17 protein-coding genes are annotated in these 16,997 nt (G+C 43.4%); 13 read left to right on the forward strand and 4 right to left on the reverse strand.

The annotated features are described in order from the left end of the window. Positions 1-16: 16 nt before the first annotated feature. The 5 genes from ABH008_RS11975 (at position 17) to ABH008_RS11995 (ending at position 5,090) form a co-directional block, all read left to right on the forward strand. Positions 17-1,342, forward strand: coding sequence for an alginate export family protein (locus ABH008_RS11975; protein WP_347985850.1), 1,326 nt, complete (start codon positions 17-19; stop codon positions 1,340-1,342). Positions 1,343-1,709: 367 nt separating this feature from the next. Beyond that, positions 1,710-2,453 carry a TorF family putative porin gene (locus tag ABH008_RS11980; RefSeq protein WP_347985851.1) on the forward strand — a complete coding sequence of 248 codons (744 nt, stop codon included), beginning with the start codon at positions 1,710-1,712 and terminating at the stop codon, positions 2,451-2,453. Between the two features lie 89 nt (positions 2,454-2,542). Continuing rightward, positions 2,543-3,139 carry an RNA polymerase sigma factor gene (locus ABH008_RS11985; RefSeq protein WP_347985852.1) on the forward strand — a complete coding sequence of 199 codons (597 nt, stop codon included), beginning with the start codon at positions 2,543-2,545 and terminating at the stop codon, positions 3,137-3,139. 4 nt (positions 3,140-3,143) lie between these two features. Continuing rightward, complete coding sequence (locus ABH008_RS11990; RefSeq protein ID WP_347985853.1) at positions 3,144-3,845, forward strand: hypothetical protein; 702 nt, start codon at positions 3,144-3,146, stop codon at positions 3,843-3,845. A gap of 15 nt (positions 3,846-3,860) precedes the next feature. Next, positions 3,861-5,090 (forward strand): S8 family serine peptidase, encoded by a 1,230-nt coding sequence (locus tag ABH008_RS11995; protein ID WP_347985854.1) that lies wholly within the window; start codon positions 3,861-3,863, stop codon positions 5,088-5,090. Positions 5,091-5,133: 43 nt separating this feature from the next. Here ABH008_RS11995 and ABH008_RS12000 read toward each other — a convergent pair whose 3' ends face one another. After that, entirely contained in the window at positions 5,134-5,595 is a 462-nt protein-coding gene (locus ABH008_RS12000; protein ID WP_347985855.1) for a hypothetical protein, read from the reverse strand. 144 nt (positions 5,596-5,739) lie between these two features. Between ABH008_RS12000 and ABH008_RS12005 the strand changes: the two genes are divergently transcribed. The 4 genes from ABH008_RS12005 (at position 5,740) to ABH008_RS12020 (ending at position 8,501) form a co-directional block, all read left to right on the forward strand. Beyond that, entirely contained in the window at positions 5,740-6,543 is an 804-nt protein-coding gene (locus ABH008_RS12005) for an AraC family transcriptional regulator (RefSeq protein WP_347985856.1), read from the forward strand. 341 nt (positions 6,544-6,884) lie between these two features. After that, a complete protein-coding gene (locus ABH008_RS12010) occupies positions 6,885-7,772 on the forward strand; it encodes a tetratricopeptide repeat protein (protein ID WP_347985857.1) in 888 nt (295 codons plus the stop codon). A 32-nt stretch (positions 7,773-7,804) separates the two neighbouring features. Next, positions 7,805-8,131: a hypothetical protein gene (locus ABH008_RS12015; RefSeq protein ID WP_347985858.1), complete on the forward strand. Its 327-nt coding sequence runs from the start codon at positions 7,805-7,807 to the stop codon at positions 8,129-8,131. A 67-nt stretch (positions 8,132-8,198) separates the two neighbouring features. After that, positions 8,199-8,501, forward strand: a complete 303-nt coding sequence (locus ABH008_RS12020; RefSeq protein ID WP_347985859.1) for a hypothetical protein — start codon at positions 8,199-8,201, stop codon at positions 8,499-8,501. Positions 8,502-9,018: 517 nt separating this feature from the next. On the opposite strand, the gene sbcB is transcribed toward ABH008_RS12020, so the two are convergent. Beyond that, positions 9,019-10,476 carry an exodeoxyribonuclease I gene (gene sbcB, locus ABH008_RS12025; RefSeq protein ID WP_347985860.1) on the reverse strand — a complete coding sequence of 486 codons (1,458 nt, stop codon included), beginning with the start codon at positions 10,474-10,476 and terminating at the stop codon, positions 9,019-9,021. A gap of 132 nt (positions 10,477-10,608) precedes the next feature. Here sbcB and ABH008_RS12030 point away from each other — a divergent pair, with 132 nt between their 5' ends. Further along, positions 10,609-10,899, forward strand: a complete 291-nt coding sequence (locus tag ABH008_RS12030; protein ID WP_347985861.1) for a hypothetical protein — start codon at positions 10,609-10,611, stop codon at positions 10,897-10,899. A gap of 39 nt (positions 10,900-10,938) precedes the next feature. Here ABH008_RS12030 and ABH008_RS12035 read toward each other — a convergent pair whose 3' ends face one another. Next, a complete protein-coding gene (locus ABH008_RS12035; RefSeq protein ID WP_347985862.1) occupies positions 10,939-11,664 on the reverse strand; it encodes a general secretion pathway protein GspB in 726 nt (241 codons plus the stop codon). 1 nt (position 11,665) lies between these two features. Beyond that, complete coding sequence (locus ABH008_RS12040) at positions 11,666-13,336, reverse strand: AAA family ATPase (RefSeq protein WP_347985863.1); 1,671 nt, start codon at positions 13,334-13,336, stop codon at positions 11,666-11,668. Positions 13,337-13,697: 361 nt separating this feature from the next. On the opposite strand from ABH008_RS12040, the gene hisC reads away from it, so the two are divergent. From hisC to aroA, 3 genes are read left to right on the forward strand one after another with little or no spacing between them, the layout of a single operon-like run. Continuing rightward, complete coding sequence (gene hisC, locus ABH008_RS12045) at positions 13,698-14,801, forward strand: histidinol-phosphate transaminase (RefSeq protein WP_347985864.1); 1,104 nt, start codon at positions 13,698-13,700, stop codon at positions 14,799-14,801. After that, a complete protein-coding gene (locus ABH008_RS12050; protein ID WP_347985865.1) occupies positions 14,794-15,669 on the forward strand; it encodes a prephenate dehydrogenase/arogenate dehydrogenase family protein in 876 nt (291 codons plus the stop codon). The genes hisC and ABH008_RS12050 overlap by 8 nt, the downstream gene beginning before the upstream one ends. 13 nt (positions 15,670-15,682) lie before the next feature. After that, positions 15,683-16,996, forward strand: a complete 1,314-nt coding sequence (aroA, locus tag ABH008_RS12055) for a 3-phosphoshikimate 1-carboxyvinyltransferase (RefSeq protein WP_347985866.1) — start codon at positions 15,683-15,685, stop codon at positions 16,994-16,996. Position 16,997: the final 1 nt, after the last annotated feature.

Consider the following 16,997-nt stretch of genomic DNA (forward strand, 5'->3'; position numbering starts at 1 on the left):
CCGTCCTGGAGACTTTATGAAAAAACAAAAAATGAAGCAATGGCTTTTGCCAACGGCGTTAATATCAATGAGTATGGCTAATACGGCTGCCTTTGCTGATTACACCCAAGATGTTGAAGATGCATTGAATTTCTATCATTATGGTAATAATGGTGCTGTAAAAGCGGATATTAATTATCGCTATGAAAATGTCAATCAGGATAAAGGTCCCACTTTTGGTCCGCATAAACAATTTGTGGAAACAGCGAACGCCAACACAGCGCGTTTACGTTTAGGTTTGTTATCGCCAACCTTATATGATTTTCAGGCGTATGCAGAATATCAAGGTTTATATGCATTGGAAAATGATTATAACCAAGGGGTTTTATCACCCAACACACAATACTCTAAGGTACAGGACCCGCAACGCAGTGAGTTGGATCAATTATGGTTAAGCTATAAAGGCATAGATGATACGTTAGTCAAATTTGGTCGGCAACGCATAAAGTACGATGATGATCGCTTTATTGGTAACGTGGGTTGGCGGCAGTTGGAACAAACCTATGATTCGGTGACTTTGCTACACAACTATCAGGCTTTGTTTGGCTTAACCATTAACGCGGCTTATTTAGGCCATATGCAAGATCCACTGGGACAAAATGCCAAACTAAGCGCTCCTTTGTTGAATCTTAACTACAAGATTAACGACTGGGGTAATGTTATTGGTTACGGTTATTGGCTGGATTTTCAAGATAAGGTTAATTACGCTAAGTCTTCTCAAACCTATGGTCTACGCTTCGACGGTAAATCGCCGAAATTTTATGATACCGTTAATTTCTTGTACACCGCAGAATGGGGTATACAATCGAATTACGCCAGTAATCCCAATTCCTATACGGCGGATAGGGTAAATTTAATGGGGGGTTTAACGGCATTTGATTTTACCTTACAAGGGGCAATGGAACAGCTAGATGGCTATGGTGTTAATAAAACTTTTAATACACCATTAGGTACCAATCATGCTTTTCAAGGCTGGGCGGATGTCATCAAAAATCCGTTATCCTTACCGGGTAATACGGGTGCAACTGCACTTGCTGCCGCTGCGTTGGGTAAAGGCATACGTGACGTTTTTGCTACTGCCAGTTATAAAATGATGAATGATAGCCTCATTTTAACTGGTGTTTATCATGATTTTTTCGATGATACCGGTGGGGTAAAATTTGGCTCTGAATGGGATTTTTCGGTGCTGAAAAAATTTGGTAAACATTATTCCTTGCTGGCTAAATATGCAGATTTTTATACAGCCAACAGTGCGTTTACGGATACGCAAAAGATTTGGTTGCAAGGTAATATCACTTTCTGAAGTATTTATTCATTGTTCAGATAAATTAAACTCGCCAGGATGTTTGCATGGGCGTATTTTGTACGCCCAAACTGCATAATCATTGTCATTTCTTTACTATTTAGATTGGTTTTTTTTAAAAATGAATGGATTATAGGGTGTTCTGGACTGTGTGAAGTGCATCGGTCGCGATCGATGCGCCTCCTGACGTCGGCACATCCTATCTAGGTTTACTTTTCGGCGTATCGTTCCCATAGAATAGCCAGTATTTTTTGTTTAGTAACGGTGTGTTAACCAATTACAAATTAAACAGATAGTAGTAGCCGCTGTGGATGGTGTAGAATTTTCATTAACCTCTATGCCAACTACCATTGCCTAGCATGACTCGATGCTTTTTCTTAACCCCAAAACCCTATTTGCACTGCCTTTTTCCCGATTAGTATTTTTACTATGCTATTGCTCATCGGTAATGGCTGAGTGGCATGGTGAGGTGAGTTTTCGCAGTGATTATGTCTATCACGGCTATAGTAAAAGCCGTGGCAACCCAGTGGCGCAGGCCGATTTAAATTATGTGTCGGATAGTGGCTGGTATGCGGGCAGTGGGCTTTCTCAAGTCAGTTTTGATGACCATGTCAATCCCAGCTATTCGGCTTTGGAAGTTAAGCCTTATGCGGGTGTCAATTTGCCTATAGATGACGATTGGCACACTAATTTAGCTACAACGGGTTATGTGTATAACAGCAAGGTATTTTCAGAAGATGCCGATTACGTAGATTTCTCTGCGAGTTTGCATTATCAGGACTGGATAAGTGGCAAAGTTATTCTGGCACCTGACGCTTATCAACGTCATGCCACTGTGCCTAGCTACGATTTGAATTTACGTCATGATCTGGCAGACGATTTTCAGTTATCTGCAGGCCTTGGCTATTCTCAGGCTAAGGCATTGTTTAGGCAGGATTACTTTTACTGGAATGTGGGTGCTTCCTGGTATTTAACTCGTTATCTAGTGGTCGATATGCGTTATGTGGATGTGCAATTGCATAATTATCCAGCTGACGGTGCTTATCCAGACTATTTTTATCCACGCCCAGTCGAAAATAAATATCTGTTCTCTGTTTCATTAGGATTTTAAAAAAATATTCTATCCGTTGAACTTTGTCGCGACTTTTTGGAATAGACTTTTGAAAGTTAACTTAAATGATAGGGATTATAGATTGAACTATGCTGCGCTTAGTCCAAACCCAACCACCCGCAACTAAAGCCATTTTAAGCAATGCTGATATGGATGAATCGGCGTTATTGACCGCTATTGCTGAACAAAATACGGCTGCGTTTGAAATGTTTTATAAAATCTATTATCCACGCTTGTATCGGTTTATTTTGCGTATGACGCAGTTTCCTGATGTGGTTGAGGAATTAATCCAAGAAACATTACTGGTGATCTGGGATAAACCACATAGTTTTAATCACACCAGTAAAATATCAACCTGGGTGTTCGGCATTGCCTATAACAAGTCGCTAAAAATGATGTCTATCAGTAAGCAGCGCAGTTTTGATATTGATATTGACGAACTGAACGATAGTTTGGGTGATCCGCTCGCCAATCCTGCCCACTATCTGGAAAACGCAGACTGGTTAAGCAGCGCAATGACAACTTTATCCGCAGAACAGCGTGCAGTCATTGAATTAACTTTTTATCATGGCTTTGCCTATCAGGAAATTGCCAAAATATTGAACTGCCCGGAAAACACGGTTAAGACCCGAATGTTTCATGCGCGAAAAAAACTGCAATTATTTGTAGATACAGAAGAGAATTAATACCATGCATCCACTCGATTCCCAGTCAGCAGCACAACACCAGCACATTAAACTGCTATTGCCCTGGTATATTAATCAAAGCTTAGACTTGCAGGAACAACAGCAAGTGGAGATGCATTTGCAACAGTGTTTGTTATGCAGTTGTGAGTTGGCAGAATTGCAAAGTCTTGCCTTTTTAATCAAAAAATCTGCTGAAAATCAATTAACACCGACAGCTTCATTTGCTGATTTACAGGCTAAAATACAGAATAGAAAACATGCTCAGCAAGCGGCTTATCAAACCAATGCGGTTAAACGGGGTAAGTTGATGCGCTGGGCTACAGGTTTTTTAAATCCTACTCTGCGTAGGTCAGGTAATGCGCACTATTGGGCTGTTGCAGCGTCCATCGTTGTGGCTTTGCTACCGGCTATCTATTTTGCATGGCAATTGCCAGCCATCAATACTTTCCACACACTGGCCAGTAATGAAGCTGTTTTGGCTACACCCAACCGCTTACATGTTGTGTTTACCCAGTCTATCAGTGATACAGATATTGATGCCTTGCTGTTGCCTATTCATGCGCATCGACTAGATGGTCCTAATAGTGTTGGCATGTACACGCTATTAGTTGATAATAAAGATGACAGTCAAACACTGGATAAAGCCGTGAGCTATTTGCGTAATCAATCGATAGTCATGCTGGCTGAGCCAACTTCACAGCCCTAAACAGATATGAAAAAAATGCAGATAATACTATGGGTGTTTATGCTATCGGTGTTGGTGGCGTGTGCTGAAAATAGTGTTATTTACCCACTCGATCCCCAGACTAGTGTAGAAAACCGTCGGCTACTGGTTACTTTTTCTGATCAAAGTATTAACCGAACTATCAATGGCAATGCGCAAGATAATTATAAATCTCCAGCGCAATATCTTAATTCCAGCTGGAGCCATCGGCAGGCATCAGCGCTGGCGGAACGTCATCATTTAAAACTTATTACGCAATGGCCGATGACAGAATTGGGCCTGAGCTGTGTGGTTTATGAAGTGGCCGATCAAGAACAGTTGCAAAGTGCAATCAATAATTTGCAACACGATACACAGGTTGTTTCTGTGCAACGTATGAACAGCTTTAAAGTATTAGCAGAACAGCCACTATCCATTAACAACAACGATCCTTATCTGACTTTACAAGCGGGTTATCGCGCCATGGGCATTGCCGATTTGCATGCAATAGCCACGGGTCGTGGCGTACGCATTGCCTTAATAGACAGTGGTGTTGATATCGATCATCCTGATCTGCAAGGGCAAATTAAAGTTGCGCAAAATCTGGCACCCGAAACTAGCGATCACGATATGGCCGATGTGCATGGCACAGCGGTGGCAGGTATTTTATCTGCACGACCCGATAACGGTATTGGTATTGCCGGTATAGCGCCAGAGGCCGAAGTGTATGCGTTGCGCGCCTGTTGGCCTGATCGCCCTGGCTCGTTGGCAGCAAGTTGCAATAGTTTTACCCTGGCACTGGCCTTAAACCAGGCTATACGGCTAGATAGCCGTATTATTAACATGAGCCTGACTGGTCCAGATGATCCCTTGTTAAGGCAATTGCTGGAAAAAGCACTTTTTAAAGGCATTGTGGTTATTGCTGCAATTCCAGCAAAGGAGCAAGCCGGTGGTTTTCCGGCCAATATGCCCGGCGTAATCGCAGTAGGGAAGGGGGATGAAATAAGCAGTGCCAAGATAATTGCACCGGGTCAGGACGTGTTAACCACTGTTCCACACCAAGCCTATGATTTTATGACAGGCAGTTCTTTTGCTACCCCGCATGTAGCCGGTATTACGGCGTTATTATTACAGTTGCATCCTGATTGGCAATTGGCGGATATTAAACCCTTGTTGTCAGCGGGTATAAATCGTATTAGTCAGCAGTTGCTAAGCACTACATCTACTACAATTGCCAAACATGATTAGCTATTTTAAATTCTATATTGCACAAGCTAAATATTAATAGAGCCTATTTACCTGTCGAACGCAATTTTAACAGAGCACGAATCACCAAGAATACAGCGCCGAGAAATCCCACTGTGGTCATAGAAAAGCTAAGTATGGCTTGTATTGGAAAATGGGGTTCCACGGGAATAGCAACAATGGGTTTTGCTTTAAGTCCTCTAATCAAGAAAGAGAGAGGATTGAAAAAGGCGCCGAAACAGCAGGCGGCTACCAGCCATAGCGGTGGCTCTATAGCATATTGTTGAAACAGCAGGAAAAAGATGAACAGAAATTGCGCCATCATCAGAAAATCGATATGGGCGCGAATGATGTCAGCACGTTCCGTTAAATAGCTGGCAAAGGTGCCATCTGGGAAAAACAAAGTGATACCCAACACCCAGGCGATAATAAGGGCGATGAGTAAACACAGCCCGGCAAAGCTGAGCAATATCAGGTTAGGTGTGGGGATTTGAGTTACTGGCTTCATAGCTATCCTCTGTTATTTTTTGGTTTTATGCTAGTTGATGTTATTTAGGCTGCTAAGCTTGCAAGCCTTAGTCTTGCCATTACTCTGCTGTTTCGGCTAGACTGCCCAAAACCTATCTGGCTTGTGACGAAAAGAGTGTAACCAATGACGCAACCATCGCGCTTGTATGAACGTGCTACTGATAATGGCGAATTTAATGCGCTGTGGGATATTCGCGATGGCCGTACTCTTTTTACGGGGCCGTTGTATTACAACGCCAGTCACCAGCACGGCGCACCTGTGTTTTTGGCTGGACTCTATGGTAAATTTCGGTTGCGGCTGTACGGTGGAGACTGGTTGTGGTGTCGCACGGCCATCATACCGGCAGGGGTGCCGCATGAACTGGATGTCGGCGGTGAACCGATTACTGTGCTATATATCGAACCGACTGTGGCTACAGTTGATGTCTTTAAACCGCTGATTAACGATAGCCAAGCGCTGAATGGTGCGTTGGTGGGTAACGGTGGCGAAATACATTTTATGCGTGATTTGTATGAGGATCGAAACAAGCCAGACTGGACATCTGAAGCATTACATAATCTGCTGGAATATGCTAAACGACGCTCGCAAGTACAGGCTGTTGATCCGCGTCTAACGCAGATAATTGATTATTTGTTCGAACACGGCGACGACTTAACTTCTGTAGAGATATTAGCGTCCCAGGTAGAATTATCGTCGTCACGCTTCCAGCATATGTTTAGCCAGCAAATTGGCGTGCCATTTCGACGTTACCGGGGGTGGAACCGCATGCGCCAAGCCATACGTGAAATCATCCGTGGTCACAATTTTACCACTGCGGCACACGCTACTGGCTTTACCGATTCTGCACACTTCAGTCATGAATTTCGCAAGATATTCGGCGCACCGCCTACTATAACTCTACGCAAGTTGGCACGGTTGCAGGTTTAATTGAACGATAGGGGGGTGTATCATTTAAGTGTAAAATTCCAAATGAATTCTGAAATTTAAATTTTCTTACTCTGATTGGACATTAACCGGCAAAGTTCGGCCATAAGCGGACGACCACGACTGGCTGCTTTGGGGCGATGAATTTGGCAGAATGAAGTTCGGCAAGCGCATTCAATTCTTCAACTGACATATGCAACATGCAAGCCATTGATTTCATAGGGGCAGCGGCCTGTTCCAAAACTTACCCTTTGTGAGAAAACGATTTGTCCTTATTAGTCTTTAGAAAAGCCTTATCCTTTGATTTATGATGCATAACTCCACGCTCTAATTTTTCAAGGTAAATGATGAAATTGCCAAATCTTACGATGTTATTTATAGCCATGTTGCCGCTGTATGGTTGCGACGATCATAGTTCTGAAGCTAAGACCGAAGAAACAGCCGTAAAGGTTGAATATCTTGTACAGGATGAGGGGGAAGAAAATCTTACAAAAAAATGGAAGGAATGGTCTGAACAAGGGAATTCCGGAGCCTCATTAGAACTTGCTCGCAGTTATAAGTATGGCTTTGGCCTACCCAAGGATTCAGCCAAAGCCATGAAATGGTATCAAAAGGCCGCTGAACAAGGGAATGCCGAAGCACAATTGAGCCTCGGCATAATGTATGGCGAAGGCGACGAAGGCATACCCAAGGATTCGGCTAAAGCCTTTGAATGGTATCAGAAATCGGCTAATCAAGGGAATGCCAACGCACAATTAAACCTCGGTTATATGTATGGCAATGGCGAAGGCGTACCCAAGGATTCGGCTAAAGCCGTCGAGTGGTATCAAAAGGCCGCTGAACAAGGGGTTGCCAAAGCGCAATTTAACCTTGGCTTAAGGTATGGCAATGGCGAAGGCGTACCCAAGAATTCAGCTAAAGCCGTCGAGTGGTATCAAAAGGCCGCTGAACAAGGGGTTGCTGAAGCTCAATTATACCTTGGCATAAGGTATTACAAAGGCGAAGGAATAAGTAAAAACAATGTGTATGCTTATTCTTGGGCTAATCTAGCGGCTGCTCAAAATGTTGAACATGCGCAAGACGTGCGTAATGATATTGAAGAAAAACTAACTAATGCTGAGATAACTGAAGGGCAGAGACTCTCCTCTAACTGGAAGAAAGGCAACCCACTTGTAGTAAATGACAGCAGTTCATCCGCTACAGGCCGACCGGAAGGAATCCTTCGTAAATGAGTAAAGTCACTCAACCTTTTGAATAATCAAATATGAAAACAAACTTTTGGCTTAGTAATAGCGAGGCAGTTGAAGAAGGAAAATTACGGGGTGCTACCGATTACAGTGAATTTTTTTATTTCTTCTGTCCAAAATGTGAAGGTGACAAGATTTTACGATTGTTAGATTATAGACTTACTGAGAATTCAGAAAAAAATCGCTATGATGGTGAAAAAATCGGTCAACAAAATATAAAATCAAAATGCGCCAAAGGTTTTACCCTACAATTTCAGTGCTATTGTGAAAATTGCGGTCATGCCGACACTTTCAAAATATCAAATCTTGGTTGGCAGGGTGGCAACCATTCGGATAGCCTATAAACATGGGGTTATAAGCCCGAAATTTAAACTAAAATATAGATTTTTTAACGAACTAATTTAGATAATTATGCAAATATCATTCGTTGGACTGGCAAGAGAACATTATACTCATAGTTATGACTGCAATAATATGTCTTGGGGATCTGGAGTTAATGCCAATGGTATAGTTAATAACCTTAAATTGAATGGAGACTATAAAATTAAATTCAAATTTGATGAGAATGATTTTAAATGCTGGTCAAAAGAAATAGTAAAATCTAATCCTGAATTTGCTCTTAGGATTGCTGGAGAAATGCAAACAGAAGCAATAATTAATATCGCTAAAACTAAATCTAAGCCATCATTTAATTTTGCGAACCCGAAGCGGTAGATATAACGGGCGTTGTTTAGCTTTTTTATCTTCGTACCTCTCTAACTAAAAATGATGGTTTTTCAATATGTAACTAACGAATTTATTTACAAACATTAGATAAAACAGCACGGACTGTCTCATGTTTAACAGGCTGTCCTATGGCTTTAATTCCATTGATTCTTTCAGGAAAATTTAACATAACGCCACTTATCCGAACGCGGTGTTTGAGCGCAATTTAGAAATGGCCGGCATGGGTTCACATTTGACTGACCGGTAACGGGAAGCTTAAATCAATGGCTCAATGACAGGTTTGGGTCGAACCTTGTCTTTCGTTGTACGATTAGATTGCAGCTGGTTTTCTAAATTGTCATATTTAATTTTAACTTTTACAATTTAAGTATACCTATGTGTGGTTCTGTTGAGATACTTTTCTGTTTCAATAGGATTTTTTAATTGGATACTGAGTAGTATTCTACAAGCGCCTAAATCCTATTGAATAGAATAAACACCCAGTAAGTATTGCATCAAGCCTCCCTTAATCTGCCTGTAAATAACCCGCGTGCAAAGACTTTAATTGTTCAGCATAAGCAATAAGTTGTAACAAAATTGGCTGCTCTGTGCCGTGTTCGCTTTGTAAATGCTGTATTTTTTGGTAAAAAGTGGCAAACGAAAGTGTTTTATTCGAGTCGGTTTGTTGGAGTCGGGCAGCGCAAAATTGATGCCACTGTTGTAATTCGCTGTTATTCAGAGTCTCTGTATAGTTGCGCGCCCGATAACGAAACAGCATTTCGGCTAATCTGTCATCGTCAAAATGGGAGGGTAATTGACCCAATTGCGCAGGATCCGTGTTTTGGATTTTCACTAACTGTGCCTTGTCCTTACCGCCCAAAAAACCACCGCTATAAATCATTAAGTCGGGGTCTGAATTTGGATTGCCCGCATATTCTTGTTGGTATACGTCACTTAATTTCTGGAACAATGCACCCGCTGCTTGTATGCGTTGTACATAGCTTGCACTTTGCTCAAGGTTAAGTTGCAGACGTTCTGCGTCTGCGGGTTTAATAACCGACAAAGGTGCCAGTACCGGACATTTATTAATATGTATGGTTTTTAACGGTATCCTTTCTACGCCAGCGGGTAAATCTTCAGTCGCCACAAACAAGCGTTGTTTAATTTCATCGGCGGATAGTGTCAACAAAGGTTCTGGATCAACGGCTAAATCATACACCACCACTTCGTTGTTATGGGTTGGGTGTTGGCAAAGCGGTAATACAATGGCCAGACAATTTTTACGCGCCGGAAAACGACCGGAAATATGGACTAACGGCTTATAACTGCCGACTTGCAATAGCTTTTGTGCGGCGGCTTTGTTACGATTTTCAAATAAAAAACTAAACAGTCTAGGTTGTTTTTCGTTAATTAATTTTGCTAGGGCTATCGTTGCATAAACATCGACTAAGGCATCATGCGCCCCTTTATGGCTAATGCCGTTGGCCTTGGTTAGTTCCTCTAGTCTGAAACTGGTGATACCTTCGGCATTCACTGGCCAGTTAATGCCCTCTGGTCTTAAGGCACGCGCGGCTCTGGCTATATCTATCATATCCCAGCGTGAGTTATGATTTTGCCATTCCCGTGCATAAGGATCATAAAAATTTCGATACAGTAGATTGCGAGTCACTTCATCATCAAAGCGCAGCGTGTTATAGCCTAAACTACAGGTGCCAGGTTCCGCCAGTTGTTGGTGTATGGTGCGGGTAAACTCGGCTTCGCAAACACCATTTTCATTGGCAATTTGTGGGGTAATGCCCGTAATTAGGCATGCTTCGGGCTGGGGTAGGTAATCGGCTGCCACTTGGCAATACAGCATGACGGGTGCTTCTATGGGGTTAAAATCCAGATCGGTGCGGATGCCGGCAAACTGGCAGACTCGGTCACGTTGCGGGTCGGTACCAAATGTTTCGTAGTCGTGCCAGAAAAAACTTGTGGTTGTCATTGATGGTTGTTAATTGATCAGAAAGAGTATTTGGCTATAAAATAATGGCCTAGGCCTATTTCAAGCTACAATTTAATTTTACGCTGTGAAAAAGTTCTGGCAACTCTAATTTTATTTACTGACTAACGAATAATGAATCACGAAACAGTTGCAAGTCGAGTGGAAAGTGTCTCTATGGCCTCGGGCATTATTGCCGGAATTTCTGCATTTGGGGCTACTGTCTATACGCCCACCGGACTCAGTGCTGTGGGTGTTTGGTTAGGTATTGACGATGAGCCTATGATAGTTATCTTGGCACCCTGGTTAGGGGATATTGCCACCGCTGCGGGTGTGTTATCGGGCTGTACTTATTTTTATTCGCAATGGAAAAAACGCCAAAGTAAACGAAATGTCAGCATGGCTGAAAGCAGTGAAAGCGACTAAGTAGAGTAGGGGGGGGGCTAGCCTACAAATACGCTTTTACTAAGGCCGTTTAATTTTGAACGTAGTCTCTTCATAACTGACTACAATACAATCTTCGCGTATTTCTTTAAGTTCTAATATATCTTTGATACGCTGACCGGGTACGTATTTAACCAGATCTATCATCACAAAACGCTGCGCAGGTGTGGCTGCATAGCCAAATACATTGATCGATAAATTTGGCAGCGAACGGCGTAATTCAGCAGGTAAATCATCCATAAAGGGTAAGTCGTTGCGCACAATCGGTGGCGCGGTTTTTACGGGTTCCTGACTAACAACGGGTTCAATTTTTTGTAGCTGTGGCTGGGGTGGTTCTATGCGCACGGTTTCGATATTAACAGTTGGTTTCTCAGCGGCTTGTTCTATCACAGGTGTGGCTACTGCGGCTGGTTTGGCTGTAACGATTTTGTTGTTAGTGACTGTTTTGTTCTCAGCGGGTTTAGAGGTGGGGGTGATAGGTGTAGTTTTTTTGTGCCGTGTGGCTGCATCGGCTGGTAAGCCGCTCTCATCAGTCAAGCTTGTTACAGCAGTGGGTTGATTTTTTGCTGTAAAGCCTAGAAAGTAAACCAAAATTGCCAAATTGCTGATAAGCAGTATAGCAATCAGAAAGGTTGAGGTTTTGGAACGCTTTGGATGTTGAACACTGATACGATGGGTGATCGAGTCAGGTTGTATGGCCTGACGTTCTTGTTCTGATTTGCGTAAGGCGTTTAAAATATAAGACATGTTACTCCTTCAGCAGCAGATGTGGCGAGTTTAATGCACCTGAAATATTATCCAGTTGTATTAATGTGCGCGCGCCAGCAACACCGTCAGCGGATAAATGCTGCTGGTGCTGAAAGCTAATTACTTGGTTTTTAAGGCTATCATCAAACAATAAGGGTTGCTTACTAGTGCTGGTTTTTCCCAGTACAGCACTTAATTGTTGTCTAAGCCAAACCACATTAGTAGACACTTCGCCGGGGCTGATATTTGTCATTTTAGGACGGGTTGATTGCCAGGGTAATAGATAATGGCCGTTCCATAGTGACAAAATATCGCTGACTGGAAAGCTTAAATCCTTGTCGGCCCGAATCAGTGCTTGCTGTTTACGCACGCCAATCAGTAGTGCATAGCGTTTTTCTGCTGAGGGTAAATCAAACTCTAGAATTACGGGGCGATCAAGTTTTAATAACTCTGGCCACTCAGCCGTGTCCATCAGGCAATGTAAGCCTAATAATATTAACTTTTTACAATCGATTTGATTGTCGGCAGGTATCGGTTTTTTCCAGATTTTTAGCGTCTCTAGAAAACTTGCATTCAGTGTTAAGCCGGGATTGTTTAGCCAAGTTTTAAAGCTTGTATCGCTGCTGGTGGTTGCCACGCTTTCCTGGGCAGGCTGCGCAACAGGCGGCGGCGTAACTGGAACATTGGGAACGGCTGGCGGGCGATTTACTTTCGTTTGTATTTCCGGAGTCGAAGCCGCTTTTACGGAAAGAAGTTTGGTTGCGTGTGTTAAAGAATCATTCTGGTACAGAATATAAGCTAACACTGCACTGCTACAAATTAACATTAACACTAACTTGGCATTTAGACGATGGGGTAGGTGGCTAATGCCTAAGGTTTCGTGGGCGGCGCGGTTAATAATAGCCGGGGTAATGCTGGTGACATTGCTGGCATAAGCACCCAATAACGCCCGGTCACATATGATGTTGATAATTCGGGGAACACCTGAGGAATACTGATAAATTTTACGTATGGCCCGTTCCGTAAACAGGTTGGGATTACCCTTACAAACTAAGAGTCTGTGTTGGATATACGCGCGGGTTTCAGTAATGGAAAGCGGTAATAAATGATAACGCGCAGTAATACGTTGGTTAAGTTGGCGTAAGTTCTGTTGATTAAGCAGTTCTTTTAGCTCTGGTTGTCCTACCAGTATAATTTGCAATAATTTGGTTTTGCTGGTTTCCAGATTGGTTAACAGTCGAATTTGTTCTAGCACTTCCAGGCTTAGATTTTGCGCTTCATCAATCAGTAAAACCGTGCGTCTGCCATTGGAATAAGCGTTTAACAAATGTTGATTAATACTATCAATAAAATATTTTAAAGTTTGCCAGTGTTTTTCATAAGCAATGCCTAATTCATCGCAGAGAGTGGACAATAATTCCAGGGCATTCAGTTTGGGATTTAATATTAAAGCAATATCTAAGTTTTCCGGTAACTGCTCCAGCAGGCAACGACACAGTGTGGTTTTACCGGTACCCACCTCACCGGTTAAGGCTACGAAACCACCTCCCATATTAATGCCATACAGTAAATGCGCCAATCCCTCCTGATGACGTTCACTCATAAACATAAAGTGGGGGTCAGGGGCAATTGAAAAAGGCAGTTCGTCGAAATGAAAGTATTGTTTATACAAGGTTCTGCCTTTTTTGCAGGCTACAAAAAGTGAGCAATTATTTTAACCCACAACGTCAATAAAGTCTTAACCAGCACAGGGTAAACATTTATTTGCATGAAACGATGCGTTGTATCGCTGGTAAGGTCTGAAGTGGTTATGACGCTTGCTTTAGGGCAGTCTGAGCGGATACTCAGTAAAATATAAACTACAGCTTTAATTTAAGTACGTAAAAATGCGATAATGCCAAGATTAGACAGTTTCAACTGCAATTTGTGCTAGCCATGCCAAAGGTGTTTTCTTAAGCCTGGTTTTTATAGGCGTGTAGTGATCTGTCTGCAAAATAAATTTTTACCGCTGCTTAGTACCCAATTTTAATTCAATGAACAATTTTATAGAGCTTGCCCTGGCCGGTGTGCAACAACTGGTGCCTTATGTACCCGGTAAACCGGTTGATGAATTACAGCGCGAACTGGGTTTAACAGAGATAGTCAAACTGGCTTCCAACGAAAATCCACTAGGCACCGGTCGTAAAGTCGCCGCAGCGATTCAGGCAGCCTTGCCAGAATTGACGCGCTATCCAGATGGAAGCGGTTTTGCCTTAAAAACTGCATTATCCGCTCATTTAGACGTTACCCCTGCTCAAATTACTTTAGGCAATGGTTCCAGTGAGATACTGGAATTAATGATGCGTACTTTTGTAGCGCCAGAACATGAGGTGGTGTTCTCGCAGCATGCTTTCGCTCTTTATCCAATTTTGACGCAAGCAGTGGGTGCAAAAGCAAAAGTGGTACCTGCCAAACAGTACGGACACGATCTAACTGCCATGCGTGCAGCTATTAATGCCAATACACGCTTAGTCTTTATTGCCAACCCAAACAATCCCACCGGCACTCTTTTAGCCACTAGCGAGCTGGAAGATTTTATTGCCAGTTTACCTGCTCAGGTGTTGTGTGTACTGGATGAGGCTTATTTTGATTTTGTAGCGCCAGATTTACGTAGCGATACTATGCATTGGCCGTTGCGTTATCCTAATTTGATTATTGCGCGTACTTTCTCCAAAGCCCATGGATTGGCGGGTTTACGCATTGGTTATGGTGTTTCCTCTATTGAGCTTGCGGATTTATTGAATAGGGTTAGGCAGCCTTTTAATAGTAACAGCTTGGCTTTAGCAGCAGCAGAAGCCGCGCTGGGCGATACAGAGTATTTGCAGCAGACGGTTGCTACTAATAATGCCGGCATGTTGCAATTGACACAGGCATTTAGTCACTTAGGTTTACAGTGGATACCCTCATCCGGAAATTTTGTGTCTGTCGATGTGCAGCAAAACGGCATGGCTATTTATAACGCCTTATTGCAAAAAGGCGTTATCGTGCGCCCAGTTGCCAATTATGAAATGCCTAATCATATTCGTGTCAGTATTGGTACTTCCCAAGAAAATAAGGTGTTTATTGACGCTTTAGCACAGGTGTTAAAGGGTGTTTAAACGCTTATGCATCATTGGCTTGGGCTTGATTGGCGGTTCCATCGCCCGTGCTGCCCGTCAACAAGGCTTATGTGCGGAGATTGTGGCCTTGGGCCATGCACAAAATCTACCGCATCTACAGCGGGCGGTTGAGTTAGGGGTAATTGACCGCTTTTATACCGATGCGGCTGAGGCATTGCACAATGCTGATTGCGTGATTATTGCTACGCCAGTAGGTGCTATGCGCAGTGTTTTTCAGCAAATCGCACCCTATTGGCAAGCTGACTGTATTTATAGCGATGCAGGTAGCACCAAAGGCAGTGTGGTGGCTGCTGCTGAAGCTGTTTTTACACAGGTGCCCGCCAATTTTGTTCCTGCGCATCCCATTGCGGGTGCAGAGCGTAGCGGAGTGGAAGCCTCGCAAGCCGATTTATTTAAGCAGCGGCGTTTGATACTGACACCTTTGGCACATACTGACCCGTTGGCGATCCAAGCTCTGACTCAGTTTTGGACGCAATTAGGCTCCAGCGTATCGTTAATGACGGTAGAGCATCATGACACAGTATTAGCAGCCACCAGCCATTTGCCGCATATTCTGGCATTTGCCTTGGTGGGCTTACTGGGACATAAGGATGAGCAACGCGAAATTTTTAAGTATGCGGCGGGCGGTTTTAAAGACTTTAGCCGCATTGCCTCCAGTGATCCAACCATGTGGTTGGATATTTGTCTGGCAAATAAGCACGAATTGCTACCCTTGATACGGCAGTATCAGGCCGAATTAAGCACCATTGAACAGTTACTGGCTGAAGATCAGTCCGAACAACTGTTTGCAAACTTTACGTATGCCAGAAATGCCCGGCAACGTTTTCTTGATCAATTAGACGACTAAACAGTAAATTATCATGTCACACTCCATAACATTTAAAGTACAGCCCGGCGGCAGTTTGCGCGGTGAAATTCGTGTTCCAGGCGATAAATCCATGTCGCATCGTTCTATTATGCTGGGTTCACTTGCAGAAGGCGTTACCCATGTCAGAGGCTTTTTAAATGCCGAAGACGCCATGTCGACGTTGGAAGCGTTTCGGGCCATGGGTGTACAAATCGAAGGCCCGGTGAATGGCGAAGTGACGATTCATGGTGTGGGTAAACATGGTTTAAAAGCCCCGCAAGCGCCATTATATTTGGGTAATTCCGGTACTTCCATGCGTTTGTTAAGTGGCTTGTTATCAGGGCAACCGTTTAATTCCATTTTGACTGGCGATAAGTCTTTGGAGTCTCGACCTATGCGCCGGGTAACCGCACCCCTGGCTTTAATGGGTGCTGAGATCGAAACACAGGAAAATGGCACCGCACCTTTACATATTAAAGGTAAAACCAATTTGCAAGGCATACATTATGATATGCCGATAGCCAGTGCGCAGGTTAAATCCTGTTTGTTATTAGCTGGTATGTATGCTGAAGGCGAAACCAGTGTGACAGAGCCTGCGCCAACCCGTGATCATACCGAGCGTATGCTGAACGGATTTGGTTACCCTGTTAGCCGCGAGAGCAGTACTGCGCGCATTAATAATCAGGGCAAATTAACCGCTACACAGATTGATGTGCCTAGTGATATTTCTTCTGCGGCCTTTTTCTTGGTGGGTGCCAGTATTGCTGCGGATTCTGATGTCACTTTAAAGCATGTGGGTATTAATCCTACCCGTACCGGCGTTATTGATATTTTGCGTTTAATGGGTGCTAACATCGAAGTATTAAACGAACGCTCTGTCGGTGGCGAGCCAGTGGCTGATTTGCGGGTACGTTCCAGTCAGTTAACAGGTATTGCTATTCCAGAACATTTAGTGCCTTTAGCGATAGACGAATTTCCAGTGTTATTTGTTGCCGCCGCTTGTGCCACAGGGCAAACGGTACTTACAGGCGCCAAAGAATTACGCGTAAAAGAGTCTGACCGTATTCAAGTGATGGCAGATGGCTTGCAAATATTGGGTGTAGATGCGCAAGCTACAGAAGACGGTATGATCATTCAAGGCGGTGGTCACATCGGTGGCGGCGAAGTGCAATCGCATGGTGATCATCGTATTGCCATGGCATTTTCAATAGCCGGCTTACGTGCAAATGCTGCCATTACCATTCATGACTGTGCCAACGTCAATACCTCATTTCCAGAATTTGCGCAATTGGCTACGCATCTGGGTTTAGATTTGAGCAGTATTTAAT

This window comes from Methylomonas sp. AM2-LC (assembly GCF_039904985.1).
Taxonomy (GTDB): Bacteria; Pseudomonadota; Gammaproteobacteria; order Methylococcales; family Methylomonadaceae; genus Methylomonas.